Consider the following 16,723-nt stretch of genomic DNA (forward strand, 5'->3'; position numbering starts at 1 on the left):
AACACCATCCTGCCGTGCTCTCATGAATTCTGACGTTCGATGCTACGAATGTTCCGTTAGACGGGATATTCGAACAAGAGTGTGCCGTTCAACGGGACAGCGGTGAAACATGGTAAACTGCCAGTTTCAATTTCATCCATCAGAGACGAAATAAGTCAATGATTTGACTCCGGTTGATCCTGCCGGCGGCCACCGCTATAGGATTTCGATTAAGACATGCGAGTCGAGAGTCGTTATGGACTCGGCGGACTGCTCAGTAACACGTGGAGAACGTGCCCTTAAGTGGAGGATAATCTCGGGAAATTGAGGATAATACTCCATAGATCATGGGATCTGGAATGACCCATGGTTCAAAGTTCCGGCGCTTAAGGATCGCTCTGCGGCCTATCAGGTAGTAGTGGGTGTAAAGTACCCCCTAGCCTATGACGGGTATGGGCCTTGAGAGAGGGAGCCCAGAGTTGGATTCTGAGACACGAATCCAGGCCCTACGGGGCGCAGCAGTCGCGAAAACTTCACACTGGGGGCAACCCCGATGAGGGAAATCCTAGTGCTAGGACATTTGTTCTAGCTTTTCTCAAGCGTAGATAACTTGAGGAATAAGGGCTGGGTAAGACGGGTGCCAGCCGCCGCGGTAATACCTGCAGCCCAAGTGGTGGTCGATTTTATTGAGTCTAAAACGTTCGTAGCCGGTTTGGTAAATCTTTGGGTAAATCGGGAGGCTCAACTTTCCGACTTCCGAAGAGACTGTCAAACTTGGGACCGGGAGAGGCTAGAGGTACTTCTGGGGTAGGGGTAAAATCCTGTAATCCTAGAAGGACCACCGGTGGCGAAGGCGTCTAGCTAGAACGGATCCGACGGTGAGGGACGAAGCCCTGGGTCGCAAACGGGATTAGATACCCCGGTAGTCCAGGGTGTAAACGCTGCCGACTTGGTGTTGGAGGCCCTTCGGGGGCATTCAGTGCCGGAGAGAAGTTGTTAAGTCGGCTACTTGGGGAGTACGTCCGCAAGGATGAAACTTAAAGGAATTGGCGGGGGAGCACCGCAACGGGAGGAGCGTGCGGTTTAATTGGATTCAACACCGGAAAACTCACCAAGGGCGACTATCACATGAAAGCCAGGCTAACGACCTTGCTTGATTCTTAGAGAGGTGGTGCATGGCCGTCGTCAGTTCGTACCGTAAGGCGTTCTCTTAAGTGAGATAACGAACGAGACCCTCATCTATAATTGCTACTTCACCCTCCGGGGTGGAGGCACATTATCGAGACCGCTGGCGCTAAGTCAGAGGAAGGAGAGGTCAACGGTAGGTCAGTATGCCCCGAATCTCTTGGGCTACACGCGCGCTACAAAGGGCGGGACAATGGGCTACGACGCCGAAAGGCGAAGTCAATCTCGAAACCCGTCCGTAGTTCGGATTGAGGCTTGTAACTCAGCCTCATGAAGCTGGATTCCGTAGTAATCGCGAATCAAAAACTCGCGGTGAATATGCCCCTGCTCCTTGCACACACCGCCCGTCAAACCATCCGAGTTGGGTTTCAGTGAGGTGGCCCCTGATTAGGGTCTTCGAACTGAGATTTAGCAAGGAAGGTTAAGTCGTAACAAGGTATCTGTAGGGGAACCTGCAGATGGATCACCTCCTACGCAGGGATGGGGTTTACCCCATCCCTCTCAAAATCAACGCGTAACAATTGCAAGGAAATTCGTAAAGGATTTCCCGCAATTCCTTGGCAGCTTACCATGCACTAAACGTAGCATCGAACGTCACTTCATTTTCAATAATAGTCAGTGATTCAATGACAATTGTTGTTTATTCTTCTCATACAGGTTCTACCCAGAAGTATGCTCAGGCATTCGCTGAGAAGGTCGGTTATCGTTGTTTCTCTGTCAAAGAAGAGTATGATCCTAATGAGGACATAATCTATTTCGGATGGCTCAGAGGCCCTAGCATAGTTGATCTGAAACGTATAGATGGGAAGAAGCTCACCGCAGTCGTGACAGTGTCCATTGAGAAGGATCGTTCCTTCTTCATGAAGGTGAAGGAATCGAATGATGTGAAGGTCCCCTTCTACAATCTCCGCGGTTGGATTGACCGTAAGAAGGTAGGGCTTTTCGCCAAGATTCTTTTCGTTTTCATCTGTGCTATGTACAAGCTCAAGGGACTCGATGATTATACTGGTCCCATGTTCGATGTGATGATGAACGGCGGAAGCTTCTACGATGAATCAGATCTTGAACCGTTGATTGAATTCGCAATGTCTCGTTGAGAAAGGATGGTAGTCCCGTCCGGGTTCGAACCGGAGTCGCCGGCTCCAAAGGCCGGCATGATTGACCACTACACTACGGGACTGTTGAGTCTGGGATACACTTTCTTTATTACAATTTTTTCCCGAAAAGATATGTCGACCTGCAGTCGGTTATCTCCACATCAAGGAATGTCCCCAAGGGGATCTCCTCTCTGATGACCACGGGTCTGTAATAGTTCGTACGGACGATGGTCCCTTCCTTTCCGACTTCGGTCGCTAATGCCGTGAATCTCTGTCCTACGAGTCTCTTGTTCACATCGTATTCGACCTGATTCTTGAGTTCGGTCAGCTCTGTGGATCTCTCTTTCAGGATACGTCCGTGGAGCTGCCCCATACCTGCAGCTTCCGTTCCGGGCCTGGCCGAGAATCTCGTTATGTTTAGGGTATCCGCATGCAGGTCTCTGATGAGCTGTTTGGTCATCTCGTGATCCTCGTCGGACTCTCCGGGGAATCCTGTGATGATGTCTGTCGCGATGCTTATCTCAGGTATGCTGGCGCGGAGCGTATCCACCAGCTCCATGAACTGTTCAGCGGTGTATCCGCGGCGCATATCTCCGAGGATCTTGTCGCTGCCGCTCTGAACAGGAATGTGAAGGAATCTGTAGACCCTCTGGTCATCCATGACCGATATCAGGCCGTCGACGATCTTCTTGAGGTGGTTGGGGTTCATCATACCTATCCTCATCCTGTATTCCCCTTCCTTACGTAGCATCGATCTCATCAAAGACGGGAGGTCCGTGTGGATATCTGCACCGTAACAGGCTGTGTCCTGGGCGGTTATGAGGATCTCCTTAGCTCCTGTGTCGACGAATCTGTTGAAGTCTTCGACAAGGGATTCGGCAGGATAGCTCTGTAGTTTTCCGCGTGCGAATTTGGTTATGCAGTACGTGCAGTTCCCGAGGCATCCCTGTGCTATGGGTAGGATTGCGTCCGTACCTTCTTTTATCGGAATGGCCGGACCAGCTACACCGTAGCGTTCCGCGACCTCCTTGGCGAACATGTGATAATCTGACGGTGCGAGCACTATGGACTCCGGAAGACGGATCTCTATCCTCTTGGGCTGCACCTTCGCCATACATCCTGTGACGATGACCTCCTTCTTCATCTTTTTGAGGTCAGATATCCTGGAGAGCATCTTCTTCTCAGTGGTCTCGACCACAGTGCAGGTGTTGAGGATAACGATGTCCGCATCTTCTGCACTGGATGTCTCCGAATAACCCATCGAAGCCATGTCGCGGGAGAGCTTGCGCCCTTCCCCGTAATTCATCGTACAGCCGTACGACTCGACGTAGTACTTCATCAGCGGGTGCAGGGTTCCGTAGTGGGGACTGCGAATGCCGTCTTGGCAGAGATCTTTGTGATCTTTGCGTGAACGGTCGCTCCCTTGACGGTTCCGGGGACGACGACCAGGTAATCGAAGATCTTACCGACTCCGTCACCCTTCTTTCCCACATCTGAGATGGTGATCTCGACGATGTCACCCTCCCTGATGGTGTTGGCGGTGTCGGCCTTTACGGATTTCCTCACGGTGATCGGCCTGCGTGCTCCGCATGCTTCGCACTCCAGCATGAGTGTCCTTCCGTCCTTGGTCATCTTGGTGTCAGGCAGACCGCATTCGGAACATATGACATAGGTCTCTGTGTACATCTGTATTTTGTCGTTGATCTGCTGAGGGCTGATCTTCGCTTTGAATACTGCTCTGCGGCCCTCGATGTTTCCGGGGGTTCCGAGCTCCTTCAGCATGAACTGGAGGAGGTGCTGGGGGTCTCTTCTGAGCTTGTCGGTGATATCGATAAAGTTCCTGAGGACAGTGATCTTTCCTTCCTGGAGCACATCCATTTCGGGGAGCTCAAACCTCTCGTGGTTCTCTATCGTCTCGGGACAGGCGATCTTCGCCCTGTCGAGTAATGCCAAATAATCATCTTCACCGGCCATTCTAAACACCTGGTCTCGGCTATCATGGAATCGTTTATAAACCTTTATACGCGCGCGTTAGGGGAATGCGATGAACAGAGTACCTCAATAAATGCGGAAAAATGAGCGATAAGCTCTGATACGGAGTGAAAAATCACACTCGTCTTGAACATCCTTTGTCGCTAACTATTAGAGTAGGGAGTGATATTAGGGCGAGAGTGAGAAAGATGGGCGACCAGAAGAATATTGCCGACATGGATTTTGAAGAATTCTTTTCTGAATCGAAGGTCAAGGCGGAGAGGGAGGCGAACAGGAAAGTCGCAGCAGCAGAGAAGACTCATCCTGAGATGTCCAAGACCGCCCGTGGTTTCCTTGGTGCGACCCCGAAGATCAACTTCTACAACGGCAAATTCCAGATTTATGTGCCCAGATACAGAGGCATGGAGAACGACCAGTTCAACGTTGCAGTCGAATGCGGAGACAGGGTCGTGCCCATGGGCCGTCTCAAGCAGGTGAAACAAGGTTCATCCAGGGTGTCCAAGCCCGACACCATAGATCTCACTCTAGCAGATGTCACACCCATGGATGACTTCACGGTCACCATCGATGGGGAGAAGGCATTTGTCAACAAGGCCCGTGCCATCACTTTCTACAACAGCGTCGGTACACAGGTCATGAGGCCTATGGGGGAGGTCACAGCAGTGACCCGCGCCGGTGCGGAACTTAAGCTCTTCAAGGCCGAGCTCCTGGATTCCACAGAGAAGAACGGCCTGTCGATATTCAAGCTCAATGTGCTCGTTTCGGGCACGGCTAAGGTCGACGAGGGGGCATCACCCTCGTCCGAGGAAGAGTCCGAAGAGGCTCCAGCAGAGGAGCCCAAGAAGGAGCCCGAAGTCGAGGAGAAGCCGAAGAAGAAGGCTGCAAAGAAGGTTACAGTAAAGGGAAAACTCACTTTGAGCCAATCATCTCAGGATGCAGACGTCATCTATGAGTCTGAGAGGCTTCCTCTGTATGTCTCAAAACCTATCATGTCCGTGGCAGTCACAGGCTGCGAACCCTCGGAATGCACAGTACGTGCAGAGGGCAGGAACGGAGAGATCCTCAACACCTCTGCGGCATCGCAGATGTACGTAGATACAGGCGATTATGCCGGACCCGTCACAGTGACTTTGGAGAAGGGAGCGAAGAAGATGGGTTCCGCCAAATACTTCATCATCCCCGGAATGGAATGCGAGTACTCCGGAAAAGGCGACATCACTGAGGACACGGTAGTGAAATACAAGCTATTCGGCGAGTCTGGTTCGAGGGATGTTTCCGAGGATGGAGCATACGACTTCGAACATGACGGAATGAAATTCCAGATCGTCTGGTGTGTTCCAGTTGTCACCTACGACATAGGCAACGGACCTCAGCCCTTCGGTGCTGTCGATGTGGACATCCTCGAGCTCAAGGACACTATGAAGGTCACTGTCAAGGGTGCCCGCAAGAAGGCACTGTTCTTCGGCGGAAGTACCGGAAAGAAGAAGGACATCACGCCAGATTGGAACGACGAATCCTACGAGATAGACTTGGTGCCAATCCGTGAGGAGGTGTTCTCGTCGCCTTCATCGGTCTTCTCCCTGTTCATCACTGTCAATTCCTTCCCCAACAGGAAGTTCATGACCATTCGCAATCCAGTAAGGGTCAAAGCGAAGTACGAGGATGGCAACGTGGTTGCAGAGATCGACCCCTCGGTGAAGGAGTGCGTATGCCGTCTCTATAAGATTGACAAATCTGTAGAAGAGTTCCCGATGAGTACCGAGAACTGCACAGTGCCAGTAACACAAGATACGATCGAGGCGGAAGTCGTCGAGATGTATAACGGACAGCCCCGCACATCCATCACAGTGACCGTCCGTCAGCTCCCGTTCCTGCTAAGGGATCAGATGGGAGACAAATGGATGTACGTCTCCAAGTCCAAGCGCATCCCGCTACCTGGTGAGCTCTTCAAGGACGACAAGCCCGATATGAACGCCATCAAGGCATGGCATGACAGGATCGTCAGGATGAACCCCGAACTCAAAGGGGTCACGTTCGAGATGATCAAGAAGGCATTCACCGATTTCAGTTGAAACGAGGTTGCCCGTGACCCGGGCGCCTCTTTCTTAATAATAAACGCGTACATACGTTACGAATTTTTTATATACAAATTGAGGCTACGCACATTGCTTTAGGTACTCTGTAGAGGGTATCCAAGGGCATTCACGATCATTGGAATCTCAGAGATTCTGAAGGTGAAACAATGGGAAATGGTTTGTATACCGCAAGAAAAATGAAGACGGACCGTCAGAAGTTCCGCTGGCTTGACAGGGGATACAAGAAGAGGGTCCTCAAGCTCAGGGAGAAATCCGATCCTCTCGAGGGATCCGCCCAGGGCCGTGGAATCGTACTGGAGAAAGTCGGAATCGAGGCTAAGCAGCCCAACTCCGCTATCCGTAAGTGCGTGAAAGTCCAGCTTATCAAGAACGGACGTCAGATCACAGCATTCGCTGTAGGAGACGGAGCTATCAACTTCATCGATGAGCACGACGAGGTTATGATCGAAGGTATCGGAGGAAGGATGGGTAGGTCCTACGGAGATATCCCCGGAGTCCGTTACAAAGTCATCAAAGTGAACAACGTCTCCCTTGACGAAATGGTCAGGGGAAGGATTGACAAGCCTGTTAGGTGAGTATCATGGCAGACGAGATTGTTACACAGAAAGCCCTCATGTTCGGAAAGTACGACTCCTCTGAGGTTGTCGTCAACGACGGTGGACTTGCAAAATACATCGATCTGACACCCACCAACGTGCCCCACTCCGGTGGAAAGCACGCAAACAGGTGGTTCGGAAAGTCTAAGCTGAGCATCGTCGAGAGGCTCATCAACAACATCATGAGGACCGAGAAGTACACCGGAAAGAAGATGAAAGCGTACAAGGCGGTCTCTCAGGCCTTCGACATCATCGCTCGCAAGACCAAGAAGAACCCCATCCAGGTTCTCGTAGAGGCCCTTGAGAACGCAGCACCCCGTGAGGAAGTCACCAGGCTGCAGTTCGGAGGAATCTCCGTCCCCAAGGCAGTGGATGTCTCTCCCCAGAGGAGGCTCGATATCGCTCTCCGTAACCTGAGCACAGGTGTCGTCAGCGCATCATCCAAGAACAAGAAGCCTATCTACGAGTGCCTCGCAGACGAGATCATTCTCGCCTCGAAGGGAGACATGACATCGTTCTCGGTCGCCAAGAAAGAGGAGATCGAGAGGGTCGCTCAGTCCGCTAGGTGAACTTAAAAGGTGAGTGAACATGGGACGCAGAGAAGACAACGCGAAGAAGGCAGTAGAACTGATGAAGGATCAGAAACTCATCAGGAACCTCGGAACGGCAGCTCATATCGACCACGGAAAGACCACCTTCTCCGACAACCTGATCGCAGGAGCCGGAATGATGTCCTCCGAGACAGCAGGTGAGCAGCGTCTGCTCGATTACGATGAGCAGGAAGCAGCAAGGGGAATCACCATCAACGCAGCATCCGCTGCAATGGTCGTTCCTTACAAGGAGCCCACAACCGGAGAGATGAAGCACTACCTCGTCAACCTCATCGATACCCCCGGACACGTCGACTTCGGTGGAGACGTTACCAGGGCAATGAGGGCACTGGATGGAGTTTACATCCTCTGCTGTGCAGTCGAGGGAATCATGCCCCAGACCGAGACCGTTATCAGGCAGGCCATGAAGGAGCGTGTAAGGCCCATGCTGTTCATCAACAAGGTGGACAGGGCCATCGTCGAGCAGCAGCTGACTCCTCAGATGATGATCGAGAAATTCTCGAAGATCATCACACAGTTCAACCAGAAGATCATGGATGTACTGCCCGCACCCCTCAACAAGGAGTGGCAGGTCAGTCTCCAGGACGGAACCGTCGCACTGGGATCCGCTTACAACAACTGGGCGGTCTCACTCCCCTACCTCAACAGGCCCGAGCTCAAGAAGATCGGAATGAACCTGACAAAGGTATTCGAGTACTGTGCAAAAGAGGGCGGACAGGCGGAACTCGCCAAGATCATCCCTCTCGCAGACGTCGCACTCGAGATGGCGATCAACCACATCCCCTGCCCCGTCGATGCTCAGAAGGTCCGTATCCCCACCATCTGGAAGGGAGACCTCAACTCTGAGCTAGGAAAGCAGATGCTGAACTGCGACCCCAACGGAGAGGTCGCACTGATGGTCACCAAGATCATCATGGACAAGCAGGCTGGAGAGATCGCAATCGGAAGGCTGTTCTCAGGAACAGTCAAGAAGGGAATGACCCTGTACGTTTCCGGTATGCCCGCACCCCAGCGTGTCCAGACCGTCGCACTGATGGTCGGAGCCGACAGAACCCCTATCGAAGAGTGTAAGGCCGGTAACATCGTTGCAGTCACTGGACTGAAGGACGCCATCGCCGGATCCACCGTATCCACCCTGAAGGACATGGAGCCCTTCGAGAAGATGGCCCACTACTCCGAGCCTGTCATCACCAAGGCCATCGAGGCCAAGAGCATGGCGGACCTGCCCAAGCTGGTCGAGGTTCTGAGGGTCATCGCAAAGGCGGACCCCTCGCTGAGCATTGAAATCAACAACGAGACCGGAGAGCACCTTATGTCCGGAATGGGAGAACTGCACCTTGAGATCACCGAGTACAGGATCGTCAACGAACAGGGTGTCGACATCATCTCGTCACCTCCGATCGTCGTTTACCAGGAATCCGTCAAGGGACCCAACCCCAACGAGTTCGAGGGTAAGTCACCCAACAAGCACAACAAGTTCTACTTCATCGTGGAGCCCCTCGAGGAGGGAGTCAAAGAGGCCATCCGCAAGGGAGACATCGACACAGAAGCAAAGATCAAGGACCCCAAGGAATTGGCCAAGATCCTTGTCGACTGCGGAATGGATGTCGACCAGGCTAAGGGAGTTGTTGCCTTCAAGAACAACAACGTCCTTATCGACTGCACCAAGGGTATCCAGTACCTCCACGAGACAATGGAGCTCGTGAAGCAGGCCTTTGAAGAGGCCATGATGAGAGGACCTCTCGCAAACGAGAAAGTCGCCGGTTTGAAGGTCAAACTCATGGATGCAAAACTCCACGAGGATACGATCCACAGAGGGCCCGCACAGATCATCCCCGCAGTCAGGGACGGTATCTACGGAGCAATGTGCCAGGCAGGAAGGATCCTGCTCGAGCCTATGCAGAAGGTCTTCATCAGTGTTCCCCCAGACTATATGGGAGGAGCAGTCAACCTGATCAACCAGCGCCGCGGTACCATCCTCGAGATGGGACAGGACGGAGCAGACTCGACCGTGACAGCAATCTGTCCTGTCGCCGACATGTTCGGATTCTCATCCGATATCCGTGGAAGCACACAGGGACGTGCGATCTGGTCGATCGAGAACGCTGGATTCGAAAAGCTTGTGCCCGACCTACAGAAGAAAGTTGTCACAGAGATCAGGACCCGTAAGGGACTCAACCCCGAACCCTACGACGACAAGTACTACTCAGGGCTCTAAACCTTTTAATATGAAACTAGTTTACGCATAATATAAGATTCCATTGGAGGAACAAATATGGCAGAGAAAGAACACATGAATCTGGTCATCATCGGACACGTCGACCACGGAAAATCCACCCTCACAGGAAGGATCCTGCTCGAGACCGGTGCAATCGACCCCCACCTTGTGGAGAAGTACAAGAAAGAGGCAGAAGAGAAGGGAAAGGGATCTTTCTACTTCGCATGGGTCATGGATGGACTCAAGGAAGAGAGGGAGAGAGGAGTTACTATCGATGTTGCTCACAAGAAGTTCTACACCGACAAGTACTACTTCACCGTCATCGACGCCCCTGGACACCGCGACTTCGTCAAGAACATGATCACTGGAACATCCCAGGCAGATGCAGCAATCATCACCTGTTCCGCTATCGAGGGACCCCAGGCTCAGACAAAGGAGCACGTCTTCCTCGCAACCACACTCGGTGTCAGGCAGATCATCGTCGCCATCAACAAGATGGATGCAGTCAAGTACGATGAGGCCAAGTACAACGAGGCCAAAGAGGCAATGACCAAGCTGATGAAGATGGTCGGAGTCAAGACCGATGAAGTTCCCTTCATCCCCGTCTCCGCATACGAGGGAGACAACATCAAAGTTGCATCCCCCAACACCCCCTGGTACAAGGGACCCACACTCATCGCAGCTCTCGACAACCTCAAGGTTCCCGAGAAGCACACCGAGAAGCCCCTCAGGCTTCCCGTTCAGGATGTCTACACCATCACCGGTATCGGAACCGTCCCTGTCGGACGTGTCGAGACTGGTGTCCTGAAGCCCAACATGGATGTCATCTTCAACCCTTCCAACGTCAAGGGTAAGGTCAAGACCATCGAGATGCACCACGAGCAGCTGCCCCAGGCACTTCCCGGAGACAACGTTGGATTCAACGTCGGTGGAGTCGCAAAGAACGACATCAAGAGGGGAGACGTCGCAGGACCTCTCGACAACCCTCCGTCTGTTGCTAAGACATTCACAGCACAGATCGTCGTCCTCAACCACCCCTCCGTCATCACAGTCGGATACACCCCTGTATTCCACTGCCACACCACCCAGACCGCATGCAGGTTCGTTGAGCTCATCAAGACCATCGACCCCAAGTCTGGACAGGCAAAGCAGGAGCACCCTGACTTCCTGAAGACCGGAGACATCGCAGTCGTCAAGGTCGAGCCCACAAAGCCCATGGTCGTCGAGACCGCAAAGGACTTCCCGCCACTCGGAAGGTTCGCTATCCGTGACATGGGACAGACTGTCGCTGCCGGAATGTGCATTGAAGTCCAAAAGGCTTGAAAGTGATTCCGATGTCACAGCGCGCAAGAATCTCTCTCAGCGGAACCGACCCCGCAAAGGTCGACAGTGTCTGCGCCCAGATCAAGGGAATCTCCCAGAGGACTGGCGTCGACATCCGTGGACCCGTACCGCTTCCCACAAAGAAGCTGAAGGTTCCCTGCAGGAAATCACCTGACGGAGAGGGAAGCGAGACTTGGGATCGCTGGGAGATGCGCATTCACAAGAGGCTCATCGATCTGGACGCCGACGAGCGTGCCCTTAGGCAGCTCATGAGGATCCAGGTTCCCGATGGAGTCAACATTGAGATTGTGCTTCGCAGTGCTTGAACAATAAACCCTAAAGAGGGGGGAAACCCCCTCATTAATTCTTCTATTAACATTTTCATTGATGCTTTCTGTCTGAGATCTACTTCCTTAGTTAGCAGTCCGTGAGTCTCGGTTATAGTTCTGAAAAAGAGGATTTTGTAGGAACAGTTGGTAATATACGCAAAGTCAAAAGTTGAGGAAGGTGGCGGAGACATGCTCCCGCCAATCAATGAGTTTGAGTTTCTAGGAATTGCTAGACTTTCTGCTCTGATGAATGCTATATGGATCACTGTGATTGCGAGTTGTCGGACGTTTCGTTGCATGCTGCCATTCCGAAGCATCCAACGAAGGCGACCCCAAAACCACCGGCGACTGCTAAGCCGGATCCAAATACAAAGGCTCCGCTCCCAGCTATGAGGCCTCCGACTACTCCACCTATTCCGCCGAGGGCGATGAACGCACCCGCTATGGCTACGCCGACGAAGAACTTCTTCCAGCTCCATCCTCCGTCGAATTCCATTTCAGTTGAAGACATGTCCACATAGTTCGTGGGCATTTTCAATCCTTCAGTAGCATATGTCATCCCAGTGCTTCCTTGATCTTTCTGAATTGTGTTTATACAGACTTATTCTGAGGTGAACAAGAAGCCTCCAACGGACCCTATCGAAACGGTACTTCCTACGCCTAATATCGCCGCACCGATACCCATTGCGGTACTCGGGCCTGCAAGCGTACATGTGGCCCCTCCCGCCATAACGAATGCTGCCGCACCTCCGGTTAGGACTATCGCCCCTACCCCTGCTATGACTGCCCCTACGATTGCGGCTGTGAAGAAGGCCTTATTCCAGCTCCATCCTCCGTCGTATTCCATCTCGGAAGAGCTCATTTCGACGTAGTTCGAGGGCATCCTCATCGTGTAAGTGGCATTGTTCATAATTACACCTTCAGGTCTTTCTTATTTCAATCATTTTGACTACATAATCAGTTTAAAAGACTATTGCTGGAATCCACGGAAGAGTGGGAAAGGGTGGCGGAGTTACCGCCGGTTTATATGTTCGGGGCCTTCTGGTTTCTCCTACAGGCCTCTGTGAATCTGGATTGTTTTTCGCTCACATAATCTTCGTTTTAACTCCTACCATAAGGTTTATATTCAATATTCAAATAGGGGGGTTTACTGGGCAGTTAGATCAGCTGGAAGATCGCCTGCTTTGCAAGCAGGAGGTCGTGGGTTCAAATCCCACACTGTCCACTTTCTTTGTCCACCCAGATCATCAAAATCGACTTTCTGGCTTGTCCACCATTTTTGCGGTTCTGTCCACCTTTTTTCCGTGCCTGTCCACCAGTCACAGTTGGCCCATTGTCCGCTCGTTGTCGTAACTCCCCTCTCCGGAGGGGGGAAGGGGGTTTTCGGAAGGGGTTTCATCAGAGCCGGAAGACCATGTCCTGCGGGCCTTCTCAATCGCCATGATGTTCTTCTGCCTGCCGTAGTACTTCTCGGTGGTCCTCGTCGATGCGTGGCCCATGAGAACGCTTACGGAGGTCAGTTCGAGGTTCTGGTCGATGTATCTCTGCCCGAAGGTCCTGCGGCATTCGCGGAGCTCGAAGCGGATCTGTAGATCCTGCTCGACGATCTCCTTCATCCTGCGCAGCGAGTTACCGCACATGAAGCCGTCCTTGCTCTGCTTGGAGTTGGACGGGAACAGGGCCTTGGAGGGGCAGTGGTTGTCGAAGATCCACTTGGTGCGGGCCTCGAGATATCTCTTGACCACGGGCCTGATCTCCTCGCGGATCGGAACGATGCGCTCCTCCCCATAGGATGCCTCTCCCTTGACATGCACGATGTCGAAGGTCCATGCCCGGGTATCGATATCGCTGACCTCAGCCAGACGGATCTCCTTGTTCCTGGTGCCGGTGTCTATGCACAGGAGCACCAATGCGTAAGCCCTTACGCGGTTGAAGTCCGCGGGATCCACGGTCAGTCCCCTCTGGAGAATCGCCTGGTAGGTCTCGTCGGACATAGAGGACTTGCGCTTGCCGCTCTTATTCTTCGGTCTGAGCTCCGGGTTGCGATCCAGACACGGCTCCACGACGTAGTTGCCGCAGAACTTGCACAGCTTGTTCAGAGCGTTGATCTCATGCGCCATGTCGGCGGGGCTGTGATGCTGAGAGTCCTCCCTGAGGATGACCTCGATGTCCTTCTCCGTGAACTGCTTGGGTGAGGATGTCGATATGAGCTTCCTCTCCCTGAGGTCCACGACGAACGCGTTCATCCTGCGGTATCTCCTCTCGCGGTTCCTGTAGGTCTCGTCGGTGAACGACGTCTTCGCCTTCTGCAGATACTCTTCCGCGAAGTCCTTGAACGGATACTTTCCCATTCCTATCTTGCCTCCTATTTGTTTCTTCCTTGCGAGGGGTCCGGTATCCTTCACCGTTCCTCTCTATCCCTCGTTATGGCGTTCGTGTATTTAATTTTCTCCCAACTTTTGACGGAATACTGTTAAAAGTAGTTGTAAAATTGTTCAAGTATTGGAGGAATAAACACATATGTTATAGGAAACGATTTAAAAGATGTAGGTAATAAGGCACATTGTGACCGAAATGACCGGAGAGGGACGCATCATCGAGCAGGACACCTTCTTGGATCTCGAGCAGAGGTACGCCATGTACTGCCTCCTGATGATCGACGAGTATCCGGGCAGCATCAAATCGGACATCGCGGCGGATACGGATCCTAAGAGGAACACGATCTACTCGCGCATACAATATCTAATTACGATGGGCTACGTCAGGTACATGAACGTCAACGGAAAGCCGACGAAGAAGCTGCAGACCACCGCGAAGGGGAAGAAGGTCGCAGAGTGCCTGAGGACCATCCAGGACGCCATCAGAGAGTGAACGTACAGGAATCACTCGTCGTCTTCCGGGTCATCGTACAACGCAGGGCATTCGTCGAAGCACATCTTTCTGAAGTACAAAGCCTCGGTGCCGTGGATCTCCTTCAGTCTGCCATCCTTCTATATTATCTATTGAAGGCGGCCGAACTCATGATTCTCCGGAAGGAAATCGGGATAGAACACATCGGAGCCATCATGTGTGCAGAAGTAGACCATGAAATCGCACCTGAGATCCTTGCAGAGAGCTTGGACGCATTCCGGCACATCCCTATCCAACAATTCGGTGACCATGGATACGAATAGAGATCGATGGATATGAAACAACCCCGTGCTTTTTCTTCTCCACCCTTCGCTGATATCGGGCCGCATCATCGGGCTTTCCATTTTCAATGTTAAGCTACGTGCATGCGGCCCTCCTTCCGTACCGCTTGGGTTTCGAAGAAAGCCCAGGGTTGAAAGAAATGTTCAAAGAGAATGAACACGGAAACCAGATAAACCCCTTAGGAAACGACTTCTCAAACGACTTCAAGATTCTGAAAGGAGAGGCGGAGTTGGACAGGCTCCGCGTCGAGGACATCGTCGAGATCCTCGATTACGGATGGGACCACTGGGATCTCCAGAGGATGCTGGATGAGAGGGACTACAGAGAGATCGCATTCCTCGCGGCATGGATACGCGAATGCGGGAACGGACACCTCGGATTCATGATCGAGGACGATCAGCCCTACGTCTACCCCCTGGACGAGGACGGCAACTACACCGAAGAAGGCCTTGCGAGGTGTTACTGATGACCACCAGACAGGAGCAGATCCTGATCCATCTGTACGGACAACTGGGAATCGGGAACACATACGAGATGCCGTATAAGACAACTCAGGACGGCATCGCGGAAGCGATCGGGATCTCCAGGAGTCACGTGGCCGTAGAGATCAAGAAGCTGGAGGAGAAGGGATTCGTGTACCACCTCCAGAGGCATGTGACTGCCAGCCCTAAAAGGGCATACGCACAAAGGATGTGCTACAGGCTGAACGCCCTCGGGATCCTGACCGTAAAGGACATGCTCGCAAGCAATGAGGGGGTGGCCTGAATGCAGGACTGGCAGATCGCTGTTCTGAACAGCGAGAACCTCAGGATCGACCAGGACCAGTACACAGGATACAGACTGGTCATCAGGAAGACCGACAAAGAACACAGAATGGGAATCCCCGCGATCGTCGCGACCGTGAGGAAGTCGAAAAGGAAGCCGGTCATCATGTGCCCGGACGAACCCTTCAGAGGGATGTTCGCGGACAGGAAGGAAGTGCTTGACATCCTGATGAGCACACCCGACTACGAGAACTACGCCATGTTCATGGCGGAAGCGAAGATGAACGGGGTGATCTGATGGGGAACAGAGCCGTCATCACGACCGAAGAGAACTTCGAGAAGAGGTCCGGACTCGGAATCTATCTGCACTGGAACGGAGGACGCGACAGCGTTCAGGGATTCCTGGAGTACTGCAGGCTGAGGGCCTTCAGGAGACCGGAGAACGACGATTACGGATGGGCCAGATTGACTCAGGTGATCGGTAACTTCATGGGAGCAGACGGATGCTCTGTGGGAATAGACGACATCAAGTGTCTGGACATGGACAACGGAGACAACGGAGTCTACCTGATCAAGGACTGGAAGATCGTGGGAAGGAGATTCTACGATTCAACCTGGGAGCAGAACGAGTACGGACTGTGCGAGTTCCTCCATTATCTGGACAAGGAACAGCCCGAGAACCAGCAGTTAGGCGGAGATATGATCGACTGCTTGATGCATCACGGAAGGACGATCTCCGACGTCTGTTGGAACTACTCCTACGAGATGAACAAGAGGAAAGAGGAAGGGTTGGGATGCACCGGATTCAAGATCGGATCCTACTACTCTCGGAACGAGAGGCAGCCTGACAATATCCTCAAAGTCGTCGACAAACCGTTCATGGAACTCATCGTGGAGATGAACGGAGAGGAACAGACGCTTCCCAGATTCCAGTGGAAGGACGGAAGGGAGTCGATACTGGTCCCTGATGATATGAGAGGACATGTCTCCGTGGATTCCACCAAGGAGGTGATCGCATGAGCCTCTTCGAGACTGGACCAGTTGTAACCACACCAGGAATCAGAGAGATAATGGAACTCGGATCCCAGGCGATTGAGACCATCCAGAATTGCCTGGACAGGCACTGCCAGGGAGACTGGGGAGACCTGTGCGACGACGACAAGCAGCTCAACCAGGACTCCCTGGATGAGGAGAAGGAGAAGGGATTCACCTATGACAACCTCTTCAGCTCATACGAGACCGACTTCGGAAAGATCTACATCATAACCGAATGTGACAGGTCGGTCACGACCATCCTGACACCAGAGGAGTACTGACCTCCGAAGGGGCCGAAAGGCCCCA

The 16,723-nt window shown here is 52.7% G+C and carries 18 protein-coding genes, 2 tRNA genes and 1 rRNA gene; 15 read left to right on the top strand and 6 right to left on the bottom strand.

All coding sequences use genetic code 11. The annotated features are described in order from the left end of the window. Window positions 1-162: 162 nt before the first annotated feature. Both E7Z62_01660 and E7Z62_01665 read left to right on the top strand, forming a co-directional pair. Window positions 163-1,641: ribosomal RNA gene (locus E7Z62_01660) — 16S ribosomal RNA — on the top strand. A gap of 149 nt (window positions 1,642-1,790) precedes the next feature. Then, a complete protein-coding gene (locus tag E7Z62_01665; GenBank protein MBE6521827.1) occupies window positions 1,791-2,261 on the top strand; it encodes a hypothetical protein in 471 nt (156 codons plus the stop codon). Between the two features lie 7 nt (window positions 2,262-2,268). Here E7Z62_01665 and E7Z62_01670 read toward each other — a convergent pair. The 3 genes from E7Z62_01670 to E7Z62_01680 all read right to left on the bottom strand — a co-directional run bounded on the left by E7Z62_01670 (window position 2,269) and on the right by E7Z62_01680 (window position 4,235). Next, window positions 2,269-2,344 (bottom strand) — tRNA-Gln (locus E7Z62_01670). A gap of 26 nt (window positions 2,345-2,370) precedes the next feature. Then, window positions 2,371-3,600, bottom strand: a complete 1,230-nt coding sequence (locus tag E7Z62_01675) for a tRNA (N(6)-L-threonylcarbamoyladenosine(37)-C(2))-methylthiotransferase (GenBank protein ID MBE6521828.1) — start codon at window positions 3,598-3,600, stop codon at window positions 2,371-2,373. Beyond that, window positions 3,600-4,235: a translation initiation factor IF-2 subunit beta gene (locus E7Z62_01680; GenBank protein ID MBE6521829.1), complete on the bottom strand. Its 636-nt coding sequence runs from the start codon at window positions 4,233-4,235 to the stop codon at window positions 3,600-3,602. Before E7Z62_01680 ends, E7Z62_01675 begins: the two co-directional genes overlap by 1 nt. Before the next feature lie 206 nt (window positions 4,236-4,441). On the opposite strand from E7Z62_01680, the gene E7Z62_01685 reads away from it, so the two are divergent. From E7Z62_01685 to E7Z62_01710, 6 genes are all read left to right on the top strand, one after another. Then, complete coding sequence (locus tag E7Z62_01685; GenBank protein ID MBE6521830.1) at window positions 4,442-6,325, top strand: hypothetical protein; 1,884 nt, start codon at window positions 4,442-4,444, stop codon at window positions 6,323-6,325. Window positions 6,326-6,495: 170 nt separating this feature from the next. Continuing rightward, complete coding sequence (locus tag E7Z62_01690) at window positions 6,496-6,924, top strand: 30S ribosomal protein S12 (GenBank protein ID MBE6521831.1); 429 nt, start codon at window positions 6,496-6,498, stop codon at window positions 6,922-6,924. Window positions 6,925-6,929: 5 nt separating this feature from the next. Continuing rightward, on the top strand, window positions 6,930-7,514 hold the full coding sequence (locus E7Z62_01695) for a 30S ribosomal protein S7 (protein ID MBE6521832.1): 585 nt from the start codon (window positions 6,930-6,932) through the stop codon (window positions 7,512-7,514). A 19-nt stretch (window positions 7,515-7,533) separates the two neighbouring features. Beyond that, window positions 7,534-9,774, top strand: a complete 2,241-nt coding sequence (locus E7Z62_01700; protein MBE6521833.1) for an elongation factor EF-2 — start codon at window positions 7,534-7,536, stop codon at window positions 9,772-9,774. A gap of 57 nt (window positions 9,775-9,831) precedes the next feature. After that, window positions 9,832-11,097, top strand: a complete 1,266-nt coding sequence (tuf, locus tag E7Z62_01705) for a translation elongation factor EF-1 subunit alpha (protein MBE6521834.1) — start codon at window positions 9,832-9,834, stop codon at window positions 11,095-11,097. Window positions 11,098-11,108: 11 nt separating this feature from the next. Continuing rightward, window positions 11,109-11,423, top strand: a complete 315-nt coding sequence (locus E7Z62_01710; protein MBE6521835.1) for a 30S ribosomal protein S10 — start codon at window positions 11,109-11,111, stop codon at window positions 11,421-11,423. Window positions 11,424-11,688: 265 nt separating this feature from the next. Here E7Z62_01710 and E7Z62_01715 read toward each other — a convergent pair whose 3' ends face one another. Continuing rightward, window positions 11,689-11,985: a hypothetical protein gene (locus E7Z62_01715; protein MBE6521836.1), complete on the bottom strand. Its 297-nt coding sequence runs from the start codon at window positions 11,983-11,985 to the stop codon at window positions 11,689-11,691. Between the two features lie 42 nt (window positions 11,986-12,027). Next, window positions 12,028-12,336, bottom strand: a complete 309-nt coding sequence (locus E7Z62_01720) for a hypothetical protein (protein MBE6521837.1) — start codon at window positions 12,334-12,336, stop codon at window positions 12,028-12,030. 242 nt (window positions 12,337-12,578) lie between these two features. On the opposite strand from E7Z62_01720, the gene E7Z62_01725 reads away from it, so the two are divergent. Next, a tRNA-Ala gene (locus E7Z62_01725) sits at window positions 12,579-12,651 on the top strand. Window positions 12,652-12,745: 94 nt separating this feature from the next. Here E7Z62_01725 and E7Z62_01730 read toward each other — a convergent pair. Next, window positions 12,746-13,831, bottom strand: coding sequence for a site-specific integrase (locus tag E7Z62_01730; protein ID MBE6521838.1), 1,086 nt, complete (start codon window positions 13,829-13,831; stop codon window positions 12,746-12,748). A gap of 169 nt (window positions 13,832-14,000) precedes the next feature. Between E7Z62_01730 and E7Z62_01735 the strand changes: the two genes are divergently transcribed. The 6 genes from E7Z62_01735 to E7Z62_01760 all read left to right on the top strand — a co-directional run bounded on the left by E7Z62_01735 (window position 14,001) and on the right by E7Z62_01760 (window position 16,698). Further along, entirely contained in the window at window positions 14,001-14,297 is a 297-nt protein-coding gene (locus tag E7Z62_01735) for a hypothetical protein (protein MBE6521839.1), read from the top strand. A 460-nt stretch (window positions 14,298-14,757) separates the two neighbouring features. Continuing rightward, on the top strand, window positions 14,758-15,084 hold the full coding sequence (locus tag E7Z62_01740) for a hypothetical protein (GenBank protein MBE6521840.1): 327 nt from the start codon (window positions 14,758-14,760) through the stop codon (window positions 15,082-15,084). Continuing rightward, a complete protein-coding gene (locus E7Z62_01745) occupies window positions 15,084-15,383 on the top strand; it encodes a hypothetical protein (protein MBE6521841.1) in 300 nt (99 codons plus the stop codon). The genes E7Z62_01740 and E7Z62_01745 overlap by 1 nt, the downstream gene beginning before the upstream one ends. After that, window positions 15,384-15,680, top strand: a complete 297-nt coding sequence (locus E7Z62_01750) for a hypothetical protein (protein ID MBE6521842.1) — start codon at window positions 15,384-15,386, stop codon at window positions 15,678-15,680. It begins immediately after the preceding gene. Further along, window positions 15,680-16,402, top strand: a complete 723-nt coding sequence (locus tag E7Z62_01755) for a hypothetical protein (GenBank protein ID MBE6521843.1) — start codon at window positions 15,680-15,682, stop codon at window positions 16,400-16,402. The genes E7Z62_01750 and E7Z62_01755 overlap by 1 nt, the downstream gene beginning before the upstream one ends. After that, window positions 16,399-16,698, top strand: a complete 300-nt coding sequence (locus E7Z62_01760) for a hypothetical protein (GenBank protein ID MBE6521844.1) — start codon at window positions 16,399-16,401, stop codon at window positions 16,696-16,698. The genes E7Z62_01755 and E7Z62_01760 overlap by 4 nt, the downstream gene beginning before the upstream one ends. Window positions 16,699-16,723: the final 25 nt, after the last annotated feature.

Source organism: Thermoplasmata archaeon (assembly GCA_015063285.1).
Classification (GTDB): domain Archaea; phylum Thermoplasmatota; class Thermoplasmata; order Methanomassiliicoccales; family Methanomethylophilaceae; genus Methanoprimaticola.

Bases quoted from the DNA above. Each gene is read 5' to 3' on its own strand.
- E7Z62_01690 (MBE6521831.1), top strand. From the start codon at position 6,496: ATGGGAAATGGTTTGTATACCGCAAGAAAAATGAAGACGGACCGTCAG.
- E7Z62_01745 (MBE6521841.1), top strand. From the start codon at position 15,084: ATGACCACCAGACAGGAGCAGATCCTGATCCATCTGTACGGACAACTG.
- E7Z62_01715 (MBE6521836.1), bottom strand. From the start codon at position 11,985: ATGACATATGCTACTGAAGGATTGAAAATGCCCACGAACTATGTGGAC.
- E7Z62_01695 (MBE6521832.1), top strand. From the start codon at position 6,930: ATGGCAGACGAGATTGTTACACAGAAAGCCCTCATGTTCGGAAAGTAC.
- E7Z62_01685 (MBE6521830.1), top strand. From the start codon at position 4,442: ATGGGCGACCAGAAGAATATTGCCGACATGGATTTTGAAGAATTCTTT.
- E7Z62_01680 (MBE6521829.1), bottom strand. From the start codon at position 4,235: ATGGCCGGTGAAGATGATTATTTGGCATTACTCGACAGGGCGAAGATC.
- E7Z62_01675 (MBE6521828.1), bottom strand. From the start codon at position 3,600: ATGAAGTACTACGTCGAGTCGTACGGCTGTACGATGAATTACGGGGAA.
- E7Z62_01700 (MBE6521833.1), top strand. From the start codon at position 7,534: ATGGGACGCAGAGAAGACAACGCGAAGAAGGCAGTAGAACTGATGAAG.
- E7Z62_01755 (MBE6521843.1), top strand. From the start codon at position 15,680: ATGGGGAACAGAGCCGTCATCACGACCGAAGAGAACTTCGAGAAGAGG.
- E7Z62_01665 (MBE6521827.1), top strand. From the start codon at position 1,791: ATGACAATTGTTGTTTATTCTTCTCATACAGGTTCTACCCAGAAGTAT.
- E7Z62_01740 (MBE6521840.1), top strand. From the start codon at position 14,758: ATGTTCAAAGAGAATGAACACGGAAACCAGATAAACCCCTTAGGAAAC.
- E7Z62_01720 (MBE6521837.1), bottom strand. From the start codon at position 12,336: ATGAACAATGCCACTTACACGATGAGGATGCCCTCGAACTACGTCGAA.
- E7Z62_01710 (MBE6521835.1), top strand. From the start codon at position 11,109: ATGTCACAGCGCGCAAGAATCTCTCTCAGCGGAACCGACCCCGCAAAG.
- E7Z62_01750 (MBE6521842.1), top strand. From the start codon at position 15,384: ATGCAGGACTGGCAGATCGCTGTTCTGAACAGCGAGAACCTCAGGATC.
- E7Z62_01735 (MBE6521839.1), top strand. From the start codon at position 14,001: ATGACCGGAGAGGGACGCATCATCGAGCAGGACACCTTCTTGGATCTC.
- E7Z62_01760 (MBE6521844.1), top strand. From the start codon at position 16,399: ATGAGCCTCTTCGAGACTGGACCAGTTGTAACCACACCAGGAATCAGA.
- tuf (MBE6521834.1), top strand. From the start codon at position 9,832: ATGGCAGAGAAAGAACACATGAATCTGGTCATCATCGGACACGTCGAC.